Annotated in this window: 14 protein-coding genes; 9 read left to right on the forward strand and 5 right to left on the reverse strand. The window is 72.2% G+C overall.

The features are described from left to right. Positions 1 to 201: 201 nt before the first annotated feature. Positions 202 to 849 (reverse strand): GAP family protein, encoded by a 648-nt coding sequence (locus tag AQJ64_RS27495; protein ID WP_059203075.1) that lies wholly within the window; start codon positions 847 to 849, stop codon positions 202 to 204. Positions 850 to 1,033: 184 nt separating this feature from the next. Here AQJ64_RS27495 and AQJ64_RS27500 point away from each other — a divergent pair, with 184 nt between their 5' ends. Genes AQJ64_RS27500 through AQJ64_RS27515 form a run of 4 tightly spaced genes read left to right on the forward strand, consistent with a single transcriptional unit; the run spans position 1,034 to position 6,916 of the window. Then, on the forward strand, positions 1,034 to 2,023 hold the full coding sequence (locus AQJ64_RS27500; RefSeq protein WP_079061966.1) for a YhjD/YihY/BrkB family envelope integrity protein: 990 nt from the start codon (positions 1,034 to 1,036) through the stop codon (positions 2,021 to 2,023). A 54-nt stretch (positions 2,024 to 2,077) separates the two neighbouring features. Further along, positions 2,078 to 3,658: a GMC oxidoreductase gene (locus tag AQJ64_RS27505; protein WP_055632470.1), complete on the forward strand. Its 1,581-nt coding sequence runs from the start codon at positions 2,078 to 2,080 to the stop codon at positions 3,656 to 3,658. Continuing rightward, a complete protein-coding gene (locus AQJ64_RS27510; RefSeq protein WP_055632469.1) occupies positions 3,655 to 5,073 on the forward strand; it encodes a DUF2252 domain-containing protein in 1,419 nt (472 codons plus the stop codon). Before AQJ64_RS27505 ends, AQJ64_RS27510 begins: the two co-directional genes overlap by 4 nt. A gap of 19 nt (positions 5,074 to 5,092) precedes the next feature. Then, positions 5,093 to 6,916 (forward strand): glycoside hydrolase family 15 protein, encoded by a 1,824-nt coding sequence (locus AQJ64_RS27515; protein ID WP_055632468.1) that lies wholly within the window; start codon positions 5,093 to 5,095, stop codon positions 6,914 to 6,916. On the opposite strand, the gene AQJ64_RS27520 is transcribed toward AQJ64_RS27515, so the two are convergent. Beyond that, positions 6,864 to 8,171 carry a chloride channel protein gene (locus AQJ64_RS27520; RefSeq protein WP_079061980.1) on the reverse strand — a complete coding sequence of 436 codons (1,308 nt, stop codon included), beginning with the start codon at positions 8,169 to 8,171 and terminating at the stop codon, positions 6,864 to 6,866. The two genes, AQJ64_RS27515 and AQJ64_RS27520, sit on opposite strands and share 53 nt — an antisense overlap. Before the next feature lie 144 nt (positions 8,172 to 8,315). Between AQJ64_RS27520 and AQJ64_RS27525 the strand changes: the two genes are divergently transcribed. The 3 genes from AQJ64_RS27525 (at position 8,316) to AQJ64_RS27535 (ending at position 11,933) form a co-directional block, all read left to right on the forward strand. Then, positions 8,316 to 8,735, forward strand: coding sequence for a helix-turn-helix domain-containing protein (locus AQJ64_RS27525; RefSeq protein ID WP_055632466.1), 420 nt, complete (start codon positions 8,316 to 8,318; stop codon positions 8,733 to 8,735). A 10-nt stretch (positions 8,736 to 8,745) separates the two neighbouring features. Further along, entirely contained in the window at positions 8,746 to 11,112 is a 2,367-nt protein-coding gene (locus AQJ64_RS27530) for an ATP-binding cassette domain-containing protein (protein ID WP_055632485.1), read from the forward strand. Positions 11,113 to 11,435: 323 nt separating this feature from the next. Next, positions 11,436 to 11,933, forward strand: coding sequence for a MarR family winged helix-turn-helix transcriptional regulator (locus AQJ64_RS27535; RefSeq protein ID WP_055632484.1), 498 nt, complete (start codon positions 11,436 to 11,438; stop codon positions 11,931 to 11,933). A 213-nt stretch (positions 11,934 to 12,146) separates the two neighbouring features. Here AQJ64_RS27535 and AQJ64_RS27540 read toward each other — a convergent pair whose 3' ends face one another. The 3 genes from AQJ64_RS27540 to AQJ64_RS27550 form a co-directional block, all read right to left on the reverse strand. Next, positions 12,147 to 12,512 (reverse strand): VOC family protein, encoded by a 366-nt coding sequence (locus AQJ64_RS27540; protein ID WP_055632465.1) that lies wholly within the window; start codon positions 12,510 to 12,512, stop codon positions 12,147 to 12,149. Between the two features lie 63 nt (positions 12,513 to 12,575). Continuing rightward, positions 12,576 to 13,298 carry a dienelactone hydrolase family protein gene (locus AQJ64_RS27545; protein ID WP_055632464.1) on the reverse strand — a complete coding sequence of 241 codons (723 nt, stop codon included), beginning with the start codon at positions 13,296 to 13,298 and terminating at the stop codon, positions 12,576 to 12,578. A 202-nt stretch (positions 13,299 to 13,500) separates the two neighbouring features. Beyond that, on the reverse strand, positions 13,501 to 14,889 hold the full coding sequence (locus AQJ64_RS27550) for a hypothetical protein (protein ID WP_055632463.1): 1,389 nt from the start codon (positions 14,887 to 14,889) through the stop codon (positions 13,501 to 13,503). Positions 14,890 to 15,154: 265 nt separating this feature from the next. Here AQJ64_RS27550 and AQJ64_RS27555 point away from each other — a divergent pair, with 265 nt between their 5' ends. Both AQJ64_RS27555 and AQJ64_RS27560 read left to right on the forward strand, forming a co-directional pair. Continuing rightward, positions 15,155 to 15,628 (forward strand): hypothetical protein, encoded by a 474-nt coding sequence (locus AQJ64_RS27555; RefSeq protein ID WP_055632462.1) that lies wholly within the window; start codon positions 15,155 to 15,157, stop codon positions 15,626 to 15,628. A 48-nt stretch (positions 15,629 to 15,676) separates the two neighbouring features. Then, positions 15,677 to 15,882 (forward strand): ATP-binding cassette domain-containing protein (locus tag AQJ64_RS27560; protein WP_159060311.1); only part of this gene is annotated, 206 nt, incomplete at its 3' end.

Here is a 15,882-nt window from a genome sequence, read left to right on the forward strand (position 1 = left end):
GGCGTCGGTCTGGGGCGGTCGGTTCGGGGCTGTCGGTCCGGTGGCGTCGGTCTGGGGCGGTCGGTCTGAGGGTGTCGGTTCGGTGGCGTCGGTCCGGGGCGGTCGGTCTGAGGGTGTCGGTCCGGGGCGGTCGGTCCGAGGCCGTCGGTCCGGGGGTGTCCGTCCGGGACGGTCCGGCCGGCGCCGTCCGTCCGGGCGGGCTCAGGACGTCAGCTGGTGGATGCTCCGGCCCACCAGGAACAGCCCCGCCACCAGCGCCACGGCGACGAGGGCCTGCTCCTGGTGCGTTTCGAGCCAGGTGCGCAGCCCGCCCAGGCGCGTGCGGGCCGAGTCGGGGGCGAGCATCGTGTACACCTCCATCGCCAGCAGGCTGCTGGTGGCGATGACGCAGTACGCGACCAGGGCCACAGAGGACGAGGTGTGGGACAGGTCGGCGCCCACCACGGTCGCCGCCCCGGCCGCCACGAGCCCCCACGGCTGGAGCAGCGGCGCCAGCCCCGCCGCGGTCCACCCGGAGATCCGGTCGAGCCGGGCCATCATGCCGCCGGGGGACCTGCGGTGCCGGGGTCGGCGCCGATGCCGGTGCCAGCCGTACCAGAGGAGCCCCACGCCGATGGCGAGCTTGACGGCGGAGGCGGCGGTGGACGGCGGCGAACGGGGGGCCGGGGGCTTCCCGCCGGTGGTGAGCAGGACCGCGGCCAGGACGGCCACGAAGCAGCCGAGCCAGGCGACGATGAAGGCGAGGCCCTTCCAGGTCCCGCCGCGCGCCGACAGCACCAGCACGAACGCCGTCACCGACAACGGGAACACGGCGATCGCCACGCCGATCAGCACCAGGTCAAGCACCATCGCGGCCCCTGCGCGGCCCCGCGCCCCCCACCGCGCGGCGCCTTCCACCCATGGCCCCATGGTCACCGCCCGGCCGTGCCCCCGCACCCCGGCGTCCGGCCGGCCTCGCCGTCGGCCGCCCGCCCCGTCACCCGTTCCGCTTCCGCCGCGAGCCGGGTGATCGCCGGGGCGGCAGGCTGGCAGCATGCAGGCAGGGACAGGGGCCGGAGGGGGCCGGGCGGGCCGCCGGTCGCGGCGGCGGGGGCGATGGCGGGCACGGGGTGCCGCGGCCGGGGCCTGGCTGAAGGGGGTGCGCGGCCGGGCCGAGACCCGGTTCCCGCTGATCACCCACCTCATGTCGCATCTGATCTCGGTGAACGTCCTCGACTCCGCGACCCGGCTGGCCGCCCAGACCTTCCTCACCGCGGTCCCGCTGATCTTCGTGGTGGCCTCCCTCGCCCCGCAGGCGCTGCGCGAGCAGCTCCTCAACTCCCTGCACCATGTCTTCGGACTGTCCGGAACCGTGGACGAGGAGCTGCGCAAGACCCTCCTGAACACCGGCGACCCCTCCGACGAGGTCCGTCAGACCACCGGGTTCGTCAGCACCCTCATGGTGCTGATCGCGGCCACCGCGTGCAGCCGCGCCATGCAGCGGCTCTGCGAACGCGCCTGGAGCATGCCCGGGGCGAGCGCCCGGGTGGCCGCCTGGCGCTGGCTCGCCTGGCTCGCGGCCTGGCTGCTCATGATCGGCGTCCAGGGGAGCCTGCGCGACGGCTTCGGCCTGGGACTCTGGCTGGGCGTGCCGCTGCTGCTCCTCGCGGAGGTCTTCCTGTGGTGGTGGACCCAGCACCTCCTGCTGACCGCGCGGGTGCCCTGGCTGCCGCTGCTGCCGGGCGCGCTGCTGACCGGAGCCGCCCTGGGCGTCCTCACCGCCACCGCGTCCCTGTACGTGCCCCGGGCCCTCAACCACAGCCTGGCGAAGTACGGTTCGCTCGGCGCCGTCTTCACCCTGCTGTCCTGGCTGATCACGTTGTGCGTCGTCATCACGCTGTGCGTCACCGCGGGCGCGGTCGTCGCCCGGGAGCCCTGGGCGGCCCGCCACCTGGGCACACCCGCCCCGGCCGACTCGCCGGGCCCCCGGTCCGGGGATACGTTGGAAGGCGGACCGCGGCCGAACGAACCACCACCGGAATGACTCCTGTTCCCTTCCCACCGGGAGCATGCACGTGCTCCGAGGACGGCGGTCCGTATGTCCGAAGCGCGGCACTACGACGTCATCGTCATCGGCACCGGTGCGGGCGGCGGCACCCTCGCCCACCGGCTGGCGCCCAGCGGGAAGCGCGTCCTGATGCTCGAACGGGGTGACTACCTCCCCCGTGAACGGGACAACTGGGACTCCACGGCGGTCTTCGTCCGCGGCAAGTACCGCGCCCCCGAGTTCTGGTACGACAAACACGGCAACGCCTTCCCGCCCGAGGTCAACTACTACGTCGGCGGCAACACCAAGTTCTACGGCGCCGCCCTGTTCCGGCTGCGCCCCGAGGACTTCGGCGAGCTGCGCCACCACGACGGTCTCTCCCCGGCCTGGCCGCTGTCGTACGAGGACCTGGAGCCGTACTACACCCAGGCCGAGCACCTCTACCGGGTGCACGGGCGGCACGGCGAGGACCCCACCGAGGGGCCCACGAGCGCGCAGTACGCCCATGAACCGGTCCAGCACGAGCCGCGCATCCAGCAGTTGAGCGACGACCTGGAGAAGCAGGGCCTGCATCCCTTCCATCTGCCGATCGGCGTCGACCTCATCCAGGACGAGCGGGGCCGGGCCACCCACGACAGCGTGTGCATCCGCTGCGACCGTGTCGACGGCTTCCCCTGCCTGCTGGGCGCCAAGTCCGACGCCCAGGTCGTCTGCGTCGACCCGGCGCTGCGCCACGACAACGTGGAGCTGCTCACCGGCGCCGAGGTCCGCCGCCTGGTCACCGACCCGGCGGGGCGTGCCGTGACCGCGGTCGAGGCGGTGCTGCCGGACGGTTCGACCGAGCGGTTCGGCGCCGACGTCGTGGTCGTGGCCTGCGGCGCGGTCAACTCCGCCGTCCTGCTGCTGCGGTCGGCCAGTGACCGGCACCCGGACGGCCTGGCCAACAGCTCGGGCGTGGTGGGCCGGTACTACATGCGGCACAACAACCTCGCGCTGATGGCCGTCTCCAGGGAGCCGAACGACACCCGGTTCCAGAAGACGCTCGCCCTGCACGACTGGTATCTCGGCGCCGACGACTGGGACTTCCCCCTCGGCGGCATCCAGATGCTCGGCAAGTCGGACGCCGACCAGATCCACGGGGAGGCGCCCCGCTGGGCGGGCGCGGTCTCCCCGGACATGCCCTTCGAGGTGCTCGCCCGTCACGCGGTCGACTTCTGGCTGTGCGGCGAGGACCTGCCCGCCCCCGGCAACCGGGTCACCCTCGACCGCGACGGCGCCGTCCATCTGGCCCTGGACGAGAAGAACAACACCGCCGGACTGGACCGGCTGCGGCACAGGCTCCAGCATCTGCTCGGACACCTCGGGATGCACGAACACCGGCTGCTGTCGCACAGCATCTACCTGCACAAGGGCATGCCCATCGGCGCCACCGCCCACCAGGCCGGCACGGTCCGCTTCGGCCACGACCCCGCGAGCTCCGCGCTCGACGTCACCTGCAAGGCCCACGACCTCGACAACCTCTACGTCGTGGACACGAGCTTCTTCCCGAGCATCGGCGCGGTCAATCCGTCGCTGACGGCCATCGCCAACGCCCTGCGCGTCGGCGACCACATCGTGGAGCGTCTGCAATGAGCGAGAGCAGCCACACCGGTCACGACCTGCGCCACCGCACCCCGAAGGAGCGCGCCGAGCGCGGCCGGGCCGCCCGGTCCGACGTGCCGCGGTCCGCGCACGCCGAGTTCACCCCGCCGCCCAAGCGCACGGACCCGGTGGACATCATCGAGACACAGTCGGCGAAGCGGGTCCAGGAACTCGTGCCGATCCGCTACGGGCGGATGAGCGAGTCGCCGTTCCGCTTCTACCGGGGGGCCGCCGCCATCATGGCCGCCGACCTCGCCGAGACACCCCGCACCGGCATCCGGGTCCAGTGCTGCGGGGACGCGCACATGCTGAACTTCCGGCTGCTGGCCTCGCCGGAGCGCCGCCTGATGTTCGACATCAACGACTTCGACGAGACCCTGCCGGGGCCCTGGGAGTGGGACGTCAAACGGCTGTCCGCCAGCCTGGTCATCGCGGGCCGGGCCAACGGCTTCAGCGCCAAGGAACGGGCGGCCGTGGTGCGGGGGGCCGTGCGGTCGTACCGCGGATGGATGCGGTCCTTCGCGGGGATGGGCAACCTGGAGGTCTACTACACCCGCTTCGAGGCGGACGAGCTCCAGAGGCAGTTCGCCCCGCAGGCCGGGGGGAAGAACCTGGAGCGGTGGGAGGAGGCCCGGGAGCGGGCCCGGGGCCACGACACCGTGCAGGTCTTCGACAAGCTGACCCATGTCGTCGGCGGAAAGCGGCTGATCGCCGACGACCCGCCGCTGCTGGTCCGGCTCGAAGACCTGCTGCCGAAGGCCGAGAGCGGGGCGCTGGTGACGGAGATCAGCCGGCTCGTCGAACGCTACGGGCAGACCCTCCAGTCCGACCGCCGGTTCCTGCTGGAGAGCTACCGCGTCGCCGACGTGGCCCGCAAGGTCGTCGGGGTGGGCAGCGTCGGCACCCGCTGCTGGATCGTGCTGCTGCTCGGCAGGGACGACGAGGACCCGCTGTTCCTCCAGGCGAAGGAGGCCGACGAGTCGGTGCTCGCGCCGTACGCGGGCTCCGGCGGGTTCCGCACCCAGGGCGAGCGGGTCGTCAGCGGACAGCGGCTGATGCAGGCCACCAGCGACATCTTCCTCGGCTGGGAACGCACCACCGGCATCGACGGCCGCCGCCGCGACTTCTACGTCCGCCAGCTGCGGGACTGGAAGGGCATCGCGGTCGCCGAGAGCATGTCGCCGAAGCGGATGACCGTGTTCGCGCAGGTCTGCGGGGCGACCCTGGCGCGCGCCCACGCCCGCTCCGGCGACCGCATCGCGATCGCCTCCTACCTGGGCGGCGGCGATGTCTTCGACCGCGCGCTGGCGGCCTTCGCCGAGCTGTACGCGGACCAGAACGAGAAGGACCACCAGGCCCTCCTCGACGCGATCCAGGCGGGACGGGTCCCCGCCGAGTCGGCGTGAAGAGCGAGGGGAGACCACCATGGACCGCTACCCGCCCATCGCCGACCACGGGCTGATCGGGGATCTTCAGACCGCCGCGCTGGTGACCTCCGAGGGGGTCGTCGACTGGCTGGCGGCGCCCCGCTTCGACTCGCCCAGCGTCTTCGCGTCCCTGCTGGACCACGACCGCGGCGGACACTTCCTGTTCGCGCCCACCGCCTCCGATGTGACGCGCCGCCAGCTCTACTACCCGGACAGCGCCGTCGTCGTGACCCGGTTCCTGTCGCCGGACGGGGTCGGCGAGGTCCTCGACCACATGCCCGTCATCGCCGGCCGCACCCCGTCCGACCGGCACTCCGTGGTGCGGGTGGTGCGGACCGTGCGCGGCACCGTGCGCTTCGACCTGGACTGCCGGCCCCGCTTCGACTACGGCCGGGCGAGCCACACCCTCGACCTGGCCGACGGGTCCGCCGCCTTCCGCACCCGCGGGGCGACCGGGTATCTGCAGACGACGTTCCCGCTGGAGCCGCACGGCACGGACGTCCGCGGCTCCGTCACGTTGAACGCGGGTCAGTCGGCGGCGGCCGTGTTCACCGTGTGCGGCCCGGACGGCGAGGCTCCGCCGCCGCCGACCGCCGACTCGGTCGAGGCGGGCATGTGGGACGTCATCGACTTCTGGCAGCGCTGGGTGCGCACCTCCCGCTACCGGGGCCGCTGGCCGGACATGGTCAACCGCTCGGCCATCACCCTCAAACTCCTCACCTACGGCCCGAGCGGCGCTCCCGTCGCCGCCGCCACCATGGGACTGCCCGAGCAGGTCGGCGGGGAACGCAACTGGGACTACCGCTACACCTGGGTGCGCGACGGCTCGCTGTCCGTGCGGGCCCTGCTCGACCTCGGCTTCGTGGAGGAGGCCGCCCAGTTCGTGCGCTGGCTCGGGGACCGGCTGCGGGCCCGGGACGGCTCCGGCACCGAACCGCTGCAGATCATGTACCGGGTCGACGGCGATCCCGTGCTGACCGAGGAGACCCTCGACCACTTCGAGGGCTACCGCGGATCCGGCCCCGTACGCGCCGGGAACGCCGCCGCCGACCAGCTCCAGCTCGACATCTACGGCGAGGTGTTCTACGCGATGTCCGAGGGCATCGACGAGATCGGCCAGCAGGTCGGCTACCACGGCTGGAAGGGCCTGACCCGGCTGATGGACTGGCTGAGCGACCACTGGGACCGGCCCGACGAGGGCGTCTGGGAGACCCGCGGCGGCCGCAAGGACTTCACCTACAGCCGGGTGATGTGCTGGGCCGCCTTCGACAACTGCCTGCGGATGGCCGAGGAGTTCCGGCGCCCCGCCAACACCCAGCGCTGGACCCGGGCCCGCGACGAGATCCTGGAACAGGTCATGGAACGCGGCTGGAGCCAGAAGGAACGGGCGCTGGTCCAGCACTACGGCGGCGACGTCCTCGACGCCTCGCTGCTGATCGCCCCGCGCGTCGGCTTCATCGCCCCGCGCAGCCCCGGCTGGCTGTCCACCCTCGACGCCATCGACCAGCGGCTGGTCTCCGACAGCCTGGTCTACCGCTACGACCCGGCGGCCTCGCCCGACGGACTGCGCGGCTCGGAGGGCACGTTCAGCCTGTGCACCTTCCTGTACGTCGACGCCCTCGCCCGCGCCGGCCGGCTCCCGCAGGCCCGCTACACCTTCGAGAAGATGCATACGTACGCCAACCACGTCGGCCTGTTCGCCGAGGAGATCGGCCCGAGCGGGGAGCAGCTCGGCAACTTCCCGCAGGCCTTCACCCATCTGTCGCTGATCATGGCCGCTTCGACGCTGGACGACGCGCTCGACCGGATGCCGGTTCGCTGAACGGGGGGATCGCCGGCCCCTGCGGCAGCATCTCGACCACGACGAAGGAGAGCACGGCGGCCAGCACCACCAGCGCCACCGTGTCCACATTGCCCAGCAGCAGCACGACCAGCACCACACTGCTCACCGGCACCCTGAGGGCCGCGGTCAGCGAGGCCGCCATCCCGACCGCCATCGCCGGCACCAGGCCGAGTCCGGGCAGCGGTGCCAGCAGCACACCGGCCGCCCCGCCGAGGAACAGCGAGGGGAAGACGGGGCCACCGCGCAGGCTGCCCAGACACAGTGCGTAGGCGAGGGACTTGAACACGAGTACCGCGACAAGGGCACCCACCGGCCAGGCGTGCGGGTCCTTCGCCAGCTCGGACAGGGCGGACTCCCCGGACAGGGCGGCCTCGGCCGGCGACCGCCCGGTGGTGAGCGCGTAGAGGGTGAGGCAGACCGCGACACCGATGCCGCACAGGGCGGTGTTGCGCAGGGTGTGGGTCGTGACGAACCCGGCGGTGAACCGCCCGCCCACGAAGATCCAGTGGACGGCGAACGCGATGACCGGCGTCAGCGCCAGCGCCCACAGCACGTCCGGCCAGTCGAGCGGCGGCGGCTCGGGCAGGCCGATGTCCAGGCTGCCCGTCTGGAAGCCGGTCCAGTGCACGAACCCGGTGAAGATCATGTCCCCGACGCCGCTGGCCAGCAGGGCCGGCAGCATCACCGCGAACAGCTGCGGCCCGCCCACCCCGGCCACCTCCATCAGCAGCACCGCGCCCACCAGCGGGTTCCCGAACAGCGTCGAGATGGCCGCCGCGGACCCGGCCGCCCCCAGCAGTCCCCGGCTCGCCTCCGTCTGCGGCGCCCGCACCAGGCTCCCGAGGAGCAGCGCCAGACCGCCGCCCAGGGCGATCAGCGGCGCCTCCGGGCCCAGCACCACTCCGAGCGGCAGACCGGCCATGGCGGCCACGACGACACCGGGCAGCGCCTCCTTGCTGAGCCCGCCCGCGTGCAGGCCGCCCGCCGGCAGGTGCCCGCCCCGCCCGGGAAACCGGGCGACCACCAGGCCGACCACGAGCCCCGCCACCGTCAGCAGCGGCAGCGCCCACCACCAGGGGGCCTGCTTCCAGCCCAGGTCCTTCGGCCACTCCTGCCAGATCAGGCGCTCCAGCTTGTTGACCGTGACGAGGAACCAGAACGCGATCAGCGCCACCGGGATGCCGATGAGCCCGCAGAACACCAGCGCCTTGCGGTACTCCGGCCGGTTCAGCATGGTCCGCAGCACATCGGCTTCCTGGGGCTGGCCGGCGATGGGGGCCTCCTCGGCTCATGAGCAGCCATGCTGATATCAGGACGAACATACATACAAGGGGGAATCCACGCTCGGCGGTGCCACCCCCTGTGCGATGGTGGTCCTGTGACCCTGGAGGACCTCGTCCGGCTGCGCCGGGCCCGTGACGCGATGGACCGCCACTACGCCGAACCGCTCGACGTCCCGGCGCTGGCGCGCCTCGCCCTGATGTCCCCCGGGCACTTCTCCCGCAGCTTCCGCGCCGCCTTCGGCGAGACGCCGTACAGCTATCTCATGACCCGCCGGATCGAGCGCGCCAAGGCGCTGCTGCGGCGCGGCGACCTGAGCGTCACCGAGGTCTGCTTCGAGGTCGGCTGCACCTCGCTCGGCTCGTTCAGCTCGCGGTTCACCGAGATCGTCGGCGAGACCCCGAGCGCCTACCGGGCCCGCGCACACGACGAGGGCGCCGCCGTCCCCGCCTGCTACGCCAAGATCCACACCAGGCCCGTCAGGAATGGAGAAGCGAAGGCGGGGCCCCGCCCGTAGCGTGAGCCGCATGGCCCACACCGTCCCACCGCACCTCGCCGACAGCCACGACCTGATCCGTGTGCACGGAGCACGCGTGAACAACCTCAAGGACGTCAGCGTCGAGATCCCCAAGCGCCGGCTGACGGTGTTCACGGGTATCTCCGGCTCCGGCAAGAGCTCGCTCGTCTTCGGGACGATCGCCGCCGAGTCGCAGCGGCTGATCAACGAGACGTACAGCGCCTTCGTCCAGGGCTTCATGCCGACCCTGGCGCGGCCCGAGGTCGACGTGCTCGACGGCCTGACCACCGCGATCATCGTCGACCAGCAGCGGATGGGCGCCGACCCCCGCTCCACCGTCGGCACCGCCACCGACGCCCACGCGATGCTCCGCATCCTCTTCAGCCGGCTCGGCACCCCGCACATCGGGCCGCCCAGCGCCTACTCCTTCAACACCGCCTCGGTCCGCGCGAGCGGCGCGATCACCGTCGAGCGCGGGGCCCAGCGGGCCGTGAAGGCGACGTACACCCGAACCGGCGGCATGTGCCCGCGCTGCGAGGGCCGCGGCTCGGTCACCGACATGGACCTGACGCAGCTCTACGACGACACCAAGTCCCTCAACGAGGGCGCGCTCACGATCCCCGGCTACAGCATGGACGGCTGGTACGGCCGCATCTTCCGGGGCTGCGGCTTCTTCGACCCCGACAAGCCGATCCGCCGCTACACCAAGCGGGAGCTGCACGACCTCCTCCACAAGGAACCCACCAAGATCAAGGTCGAGGGCGTCAACCTCACCTACGAGGGACTGATCCCGAAGATCCAGAAGTCGATGCTCGCCAAGGACGTCGACGCGCTCCAGCCGCACGTACGGGCCTTCGTGGAGCGTGCGATGACCTTCAGCGTCTGCCCCGAGTGCGACGGCACCCGGCTCAGCGAGGGTGCCCGGTCCTCGAAGATCGAGGGGCTGAGCATCGCCGATGTCTGCGCGATGCAGATCAGTGACCTCGCCGACTGGGTGCGCGGGCTCTCCGAGCCGACTGTGGGGCCGCTGCTCACCGCGCTGCGGCAGAGCCTGGACTCGTTCACGGAGATCGGCCTCGGCTACCTCGCCCTCGACCGGCCCGCCGGCACCCTCTCGGGCGGCGAGGCCCAGCGCGTGAAGATGATCCGCCACCTCGGCTCCTCGCTCACCGACGTCACCTATGTCTTCGACGAGCCCACCACCGGACTGCACCCGCACGACATCCAGCGGATGAACGACCTGCTGCTGCGGCTGCGGGACAAGGGCAACACCGTGCTCGTCGTGGAGCACAAGCCACAGGTCATCGCGATCGCCGACCATGTCGTCGACCTCGGACCCGGCGCGGGCACCGCCGGCGGCACCGTCTGCTTCCAGGGCGGGGTGGCCGGGCTGCGGGGCAGCGACACCGTCACCGGCCGCCACCTCGACGACCGGGCCGCCGTCAAGGACACCGTGCGCACCCCCACCGGGAAGCTGGAGATCCGCGGCGCGACCACGCACAACCTGCGCGACGTCGACGTCGACGTCCCGCTCGGGGTGCTGACCGTCGTCACCGGGGTCGCCGGCTCCGGCAAGAGCTCGCTGGTCCACGGCTCCATCCCGGCCGGCGAGGGCGTGATCTCGGTCGACCAGGCGCCGATCCGCGGCTCGCGCCGCAGCAACCCGGCCACGTACACCGGACTCCTCGACCCGATCCGCAAGGCCTTCGCCAAGGCCAACGGCGTCAAGCCCGCGCTGTTCAGCGCCAATTCCGAGGGCGCCTGCCCCACCTGCAACGGCGCCGGGGTCGTCTACACCGACCTCGCGATGATGGCCGGCGTCGCCACCACCTGCGAGGAGTGCGAGGGGCGGCGTTTCCAGGCGGCGGTCCTCGACCACCACCTCGGCGGCCGGGACATCACCGAGGTGCTGGCGATGCCGGTGGCCGAGGCCGAGGAGTTCTTCGGCGGCGGCGAGGCGCACACCCCGGCCGCCCGGCGCATCCTCGGCCGGCTCGCCGACGTCGGCCTCGGCTACCTCACCCTCGGCCAGCCCCTCACCACCCTCTCCGGCGGCGAACGCCAGCGCCTGAAGCTCGCCACGCACATGGCCGACCAGGGCGGCGTCTACGTCCTCGACGAGCCCACCGCGGGCCTCCACCTCGCCGACGTCGAACAACTCCTCGGCCTGCTCGACCGCCTGGTCGACGCCGGCAAGTCCGTCATCGTCGTGGAACACCACCCGGCGGTCATGGCCCACGCCGACTGGATCATCGACCTCGGTCCCGGCGCGGGCCACGACGGCGGCCGTGTCGTCTACGAGGGCACCCCGGCCGACCTGGTCGCGGCCCGCTCGACCCTCACCGGGGAGCACCTGGCGGCGTACGTGGGGGCCTGACGGACCCGCCTCCGCGTTCCCCGGCGCGGGGGTCGAGCGCGCCCGTGGGGCCCGGATGAGATGTCCCGCTGGAGCGCATCGAAGCAGAACTGTTCACCTGCGGCGGCAACGACGCCGCGGTCCGCCCGCAGGCGGCCACGCAGACCGCTGTACGGCGGGTGGCCGCGGCCCCGTTCGCCACGCCCCGTCCCCTCGCCTGAACGCACGCGCACCGGACGCTCACCTGGAGGCCCGGACGGGCTCCTACGCAAGCCCGGGCCCCCGACCGGCTCGGGAGGTTCCGGCAGAATGAGCCCCCAGGGGACGAGAAGGGCGGCGTGGGCGTGGACGAGCAGGCGGAGGAGATCTCCTCGCCGAGGGAAGCGGCGAACAACGCGCTGGTGCTGGCCTTCGGGCGGCTCCAGGGCGCGGCCAACCGGCTGGAGTACATCCTGGGCCGCTCGCTGGAGCAGGAGTGCGGCATCACCCATCTGATGTTCGAGGTGCTGCTGATCCTCGGGCGGGCCGGTGAGCCGGGCCTGTCGATGCGGGCCGTCGCGCAGGAGCAGGTGCTCACCACGGGCGGTGCGACGCGCCTGGTGGACCGGATGGAGGCGGCCGGGCTGGTCGAGCGCGCCGAGGACCCCGACGACCGGCGCGGGCGCCTGGTGCGGCTGACCCCCTTCGGCGAGGAGACCGCCGTCCGCGCGTCCCGGCTGCACGTGGAGAACATCCGCCGCTACTTCCTGGACCCGCTGCCGGCCGAGCACCGGGAACGGTTCGCCGAGGACCTGCGCATCCTGAGCCACTCCGCCCGGGACGTCCTGCCGCGCCTGCCCTGAGAGGGCCCTGCCCGGAGGCGGGTTGTGGCAGACGAGCACCCTCTCCTTCAAGGTCCTCGACCCGGACTTCCCGGCCGACGGCAGGAACAGGACCCCCACCCTCGTCACCGGCGAGAACGAGGCGCTGCCGGGGGACGCCGGCTTCACCCGCGCCGACGGTCACCGTCCGGCCGCCGGGATCCTCGACTCCGGGGTCGGCCACCGGTTCCCGGATCAGGCAGTAGCCTCCTGGCGCCGCCGGGCGAGGACACAGAACTCGTTGCCCTCGGGGTCCGCGAGCACGACCCACGACTGCTCACCCTGGCCGATGTCGACCCGCTGAGCGCCATGGGCCACGAGACGGGCCACCTCGGCCTCCTGATCATCCGGGACGAAGTCGAGATGCAGTCGGCTCTTGGCCTTCCTGGGTTCGTCGAGCCGGACGAACTCCAGCCCCGGCAGACGGTCCGGCGCCGGGCAGATCGCGAACTCGTCGGCGGAGGAGTGGACCACCACCCAGCCGAGAGCGTCGGCCCACCACTGTCCCAGGCCCGCCGGGTCCGCCGCGTGCACGATCACATGCCGCCATTCCAAGGTCATCGACCGAGCGTAGACCAGCCGGCTCCGACAACACAGGCAGACCCGGAGGTGCGGGCCCGGGCCTCACTTCAGGTGTCGGTCCAGGAACCGGCACCCGTCCTCCAGCTCGAACCACGGGGTGCCGGTGTGCCCTCCCGGATTGGCATGCAGCGTCTTCTCCCTGCTGCCGAAGGCGTCGAACAGGTCCAGGGCCCGCTGCCGTGGGTTCCCTTCGTCGTCCCACTGGAGCAGGAACAGCAGCGGAACGGTGATCTGCCGGGCCTCCTCGCGCTGGGCGCGGGGCACGTACCCCCCGGCGAAGAAGCCCGCGGCCGCGATGCGCGGCTCGACCACCGCCAGCCGAATACCGAGGGCGGTCCACCCTCCGGAGTACCCGACCGGGCCGCCGGTCCCGGGCAGTTCGAGGAGGGCGTCCAGAGTGGTCCGCCATTCCGGGACCGCGTTCTCGACCAGCGGGCCGACGAAGGACTCGAGGATCTCGTCGACCGGCTCGCCGGCCTGCATCGCCCGCCGGAGATCGGCACGGGCCCGCTCGTCGGCGGCGGAACGGGGACGGTCACCGCACCCGGCGGCGTCGATGGTGGCCACCGCGTAGCCGCGCGCCGCCGTGTACCGGGCCCGGGCCACCAGCCGGGGTTCCGCCTTGGGCAGGCCGTTGTTGTGGGCCATCAGGACCAGCGGGGCCGGTGCGGATCCGGGCGTCCACAGGGTGCCGGGGATCTCGCCGAGGGTGAACTCGCGCTCGAGGACGCCGTCGTCGAGGCGCTGCTCAGAAGTGAATCGCATGGTCGTGCCTTTCGGGAGTGCTCGTGAACGGCGCTCCCGGACGACCTATCGCCCGGCCGTGACCCCGGAGGGGAGCACCCATGTCGATACTGCGTTCACGGGTACCACCTCCTCGTTCTCTCGCACGGCCTCCGGGAAAGTAGCAGCGGCCGCGGCGGTCCGCCAACAGGTTTTCACGGAGGCCCCGCGGCCGGTCCGGGTTTCAGTTCACCGTGAAGAAGTAGTCGTAGGGCGCCAGTTGCACGCCGGAGCGGGTAGTCGCGTAGACCGTGAGGTCGTACCAGCCGTCCGAGGCCGGGGTCCAGTCGACGCTCGCGCTGTGGTCGGCGTCCGCGGGGACCGTGACCTCCGGGTCACCGTTGTTGAAGGTGTACGTGTAGCTCACGACGTCCTTCACCTTCGGCGCGAACGTGAACGTGCCCGGGACACCGGCGCCGCCGCTCGAACCGTTCTCCGGGTAGGCGTCGGAGGCGACGGTGGGAGTGGTGTCGTAACTGATGCTCCACCAGGCCGCGTCGCTGACCCAGCCGTTCGCGCTCCTGCTGGTCACCTGGAGGTTCCCGCCGTAGATGCCGTCCAGCGCGAGATCCACGGTCGCCGTGCCGTCCGCCCCCGCCGCGACCTCGAAGGGCCTGTCGTTCTGAACGCCCGTGGTCCGCACGGAATAGCTGACGACCGGGCTCTTCGCCTGGAGCTCGGGGTCGGGACGGAACGTGAACCCGGTCGGCTCACCGAACTCGGGCTTCGGCACGGCCGGGGTGACGGTGGGCGCCGTGGAGCTGACGAGGAAGGTGTAGCTGGTGATCGCCGACCCGTTGTGGGCCCGGTCCAGGCTGCGCACCCACAGCGTCATCGGACCGGAGCCGTTCGGCGGGACGAGGCTGAGCGTGGCCGAACCGCCGAGCGTGTCGGCGCGCTTGAAGTACTTCGTGTCGGCGTACGGGTCGACGGGCTGCGGAATGCCGTGGTCACCGATGCTGGTGCCGATGACCGGCAGGTCCTGCTGCCAGGAGAACTCGAACCCCTCGACATCGTCGACACCGCCCGCGCTCAGCGTGAACGCGACCGGCTCGCCCCCCTTGTTCCACCCGTCCGGAGGGTAGTTCGGCGAGGTGATGGTGGGCGCGTCGGCCGGGCGGGTCCTGTCGACCGTGACGTAGCAGGGGGCCGACCAGTCCGAGACCGCGCTCCCGACCACGGTCTGCGCCTGCCACGCGTAGGTCTGCCCCTCGGCGAGGACGCCGGCGGGCAGGGTGGCGGGAGCCTCGAAGCCGAGGGGTACGCGGTCGCGGGTGACCGTCGTGATCCGCGTCGGATCGGTGACCGGCCAGGCCTGGTACCGCATGCCGACCAGGGGGTTGCCGGTGCTGCCGGTGATCCCGGGGATGCCCTCGACGACGAGGCCCTCGCCGGTCCACTGGTACGAGGGCCGGCTCGCGTCGGTCGAGCAGTGCCGGTATCCGTTGAACAGCTGGGTCGGCGTGGTGGGCGTCCCGTCGGCCGCGCTCGCGGGCGATGCCGCGGCGCTCAGTGCCAGGCCGAGGGTTCCCAGAGAAGCGAGGACTGCACGGGCTCTCGCGCCTAAGGACATGGTCAAGTGATCCCTCCCGTTCGAGTGCCCGCACCCAGTGCACGGATACGCACTGATGTACGGGCAGCGAGGGGATCGTACTAAGGCGCCGCAGACCGACGCATGAGGATTAAGGAGACCGGGCACCGGCGCATCCCCACGCCGGTTTCCCCACCGCCCACCCCCCTGAAAACGCTCTGAAACGGCGATGAACGGCGGTTCGGCCACGCTCTCGGGCAGGACGACGACGGCCCCGCGAGGGGCAGCGGCTCGGGAGGGGACCACCATGAACGGCCTGCGACTGATCCACCGCCACGCGGCGGCCTTCGTACGCTTCGCCGGGCTGGGCAGCGGGGTGACCCTGGCGGCCTCGGCGGCCCTGGTCCTGCTCTCGCGGTGGATCCCGTGGACGGCGGCGAACGTGCTGACCACCATCGCCTCCACCATGGCCGCCACCGAGCTGCATGCCCGCTTCTCGTTCGGCCACGGACGGCCCGGCCTGGCCGGCCACCTCAAGAGCGCGGCCACCATGGCCGTCGGCTGGCTGGTCACGTCCGCCGCGGTCGGCGCGCTCGCCGCGCTCCGCCCCGGCGCCGGACTCGTCGTGCAGCAGACGGTGTATCTGTCGGCCACCGCACTCGTCGGGATCGTCCGCTATCTCGTCCTGCGTCTGTCCGTGTTCGCGGAGCGCGCCCCACGGCCGCGGACGCCGCGCCGGCCAGCCCGTTTCACCGCGATTCCGGCCGGCCCCGGTCAGTGAAACCGCGCTGAAAGGCCGCTGAACGCGGCGCCCCGCAGACTCCGGCGCATGACGACAACGACCCACACGTCCGCCATCGCGGCCACGGGACTGCGGAAGTCCTTCGGGGACAAGACCGTCCTGGACGGCGTCGACCTGGCCGTCCCGTCAGGAACGATCTTCTCCCTGCTCGGCCCGAACGGGGCCGGCAAGACGACCGCCGTCAAGATCCTCTCCACCCTCGTCACCGCCGACGCCGGCGACCTCCGCGTGGG

The sequence above is a fragment of the Streptomyces griseoruber genome, from assembly GCF_001514205.1.
Taxonomy (GTDB): domain Bacteria; phylum Actinomycetota; class Actinomycetes; order Streptomycetales; family Streptomycetaceae; genus Streptomyces; species Streptomyces griseoruber.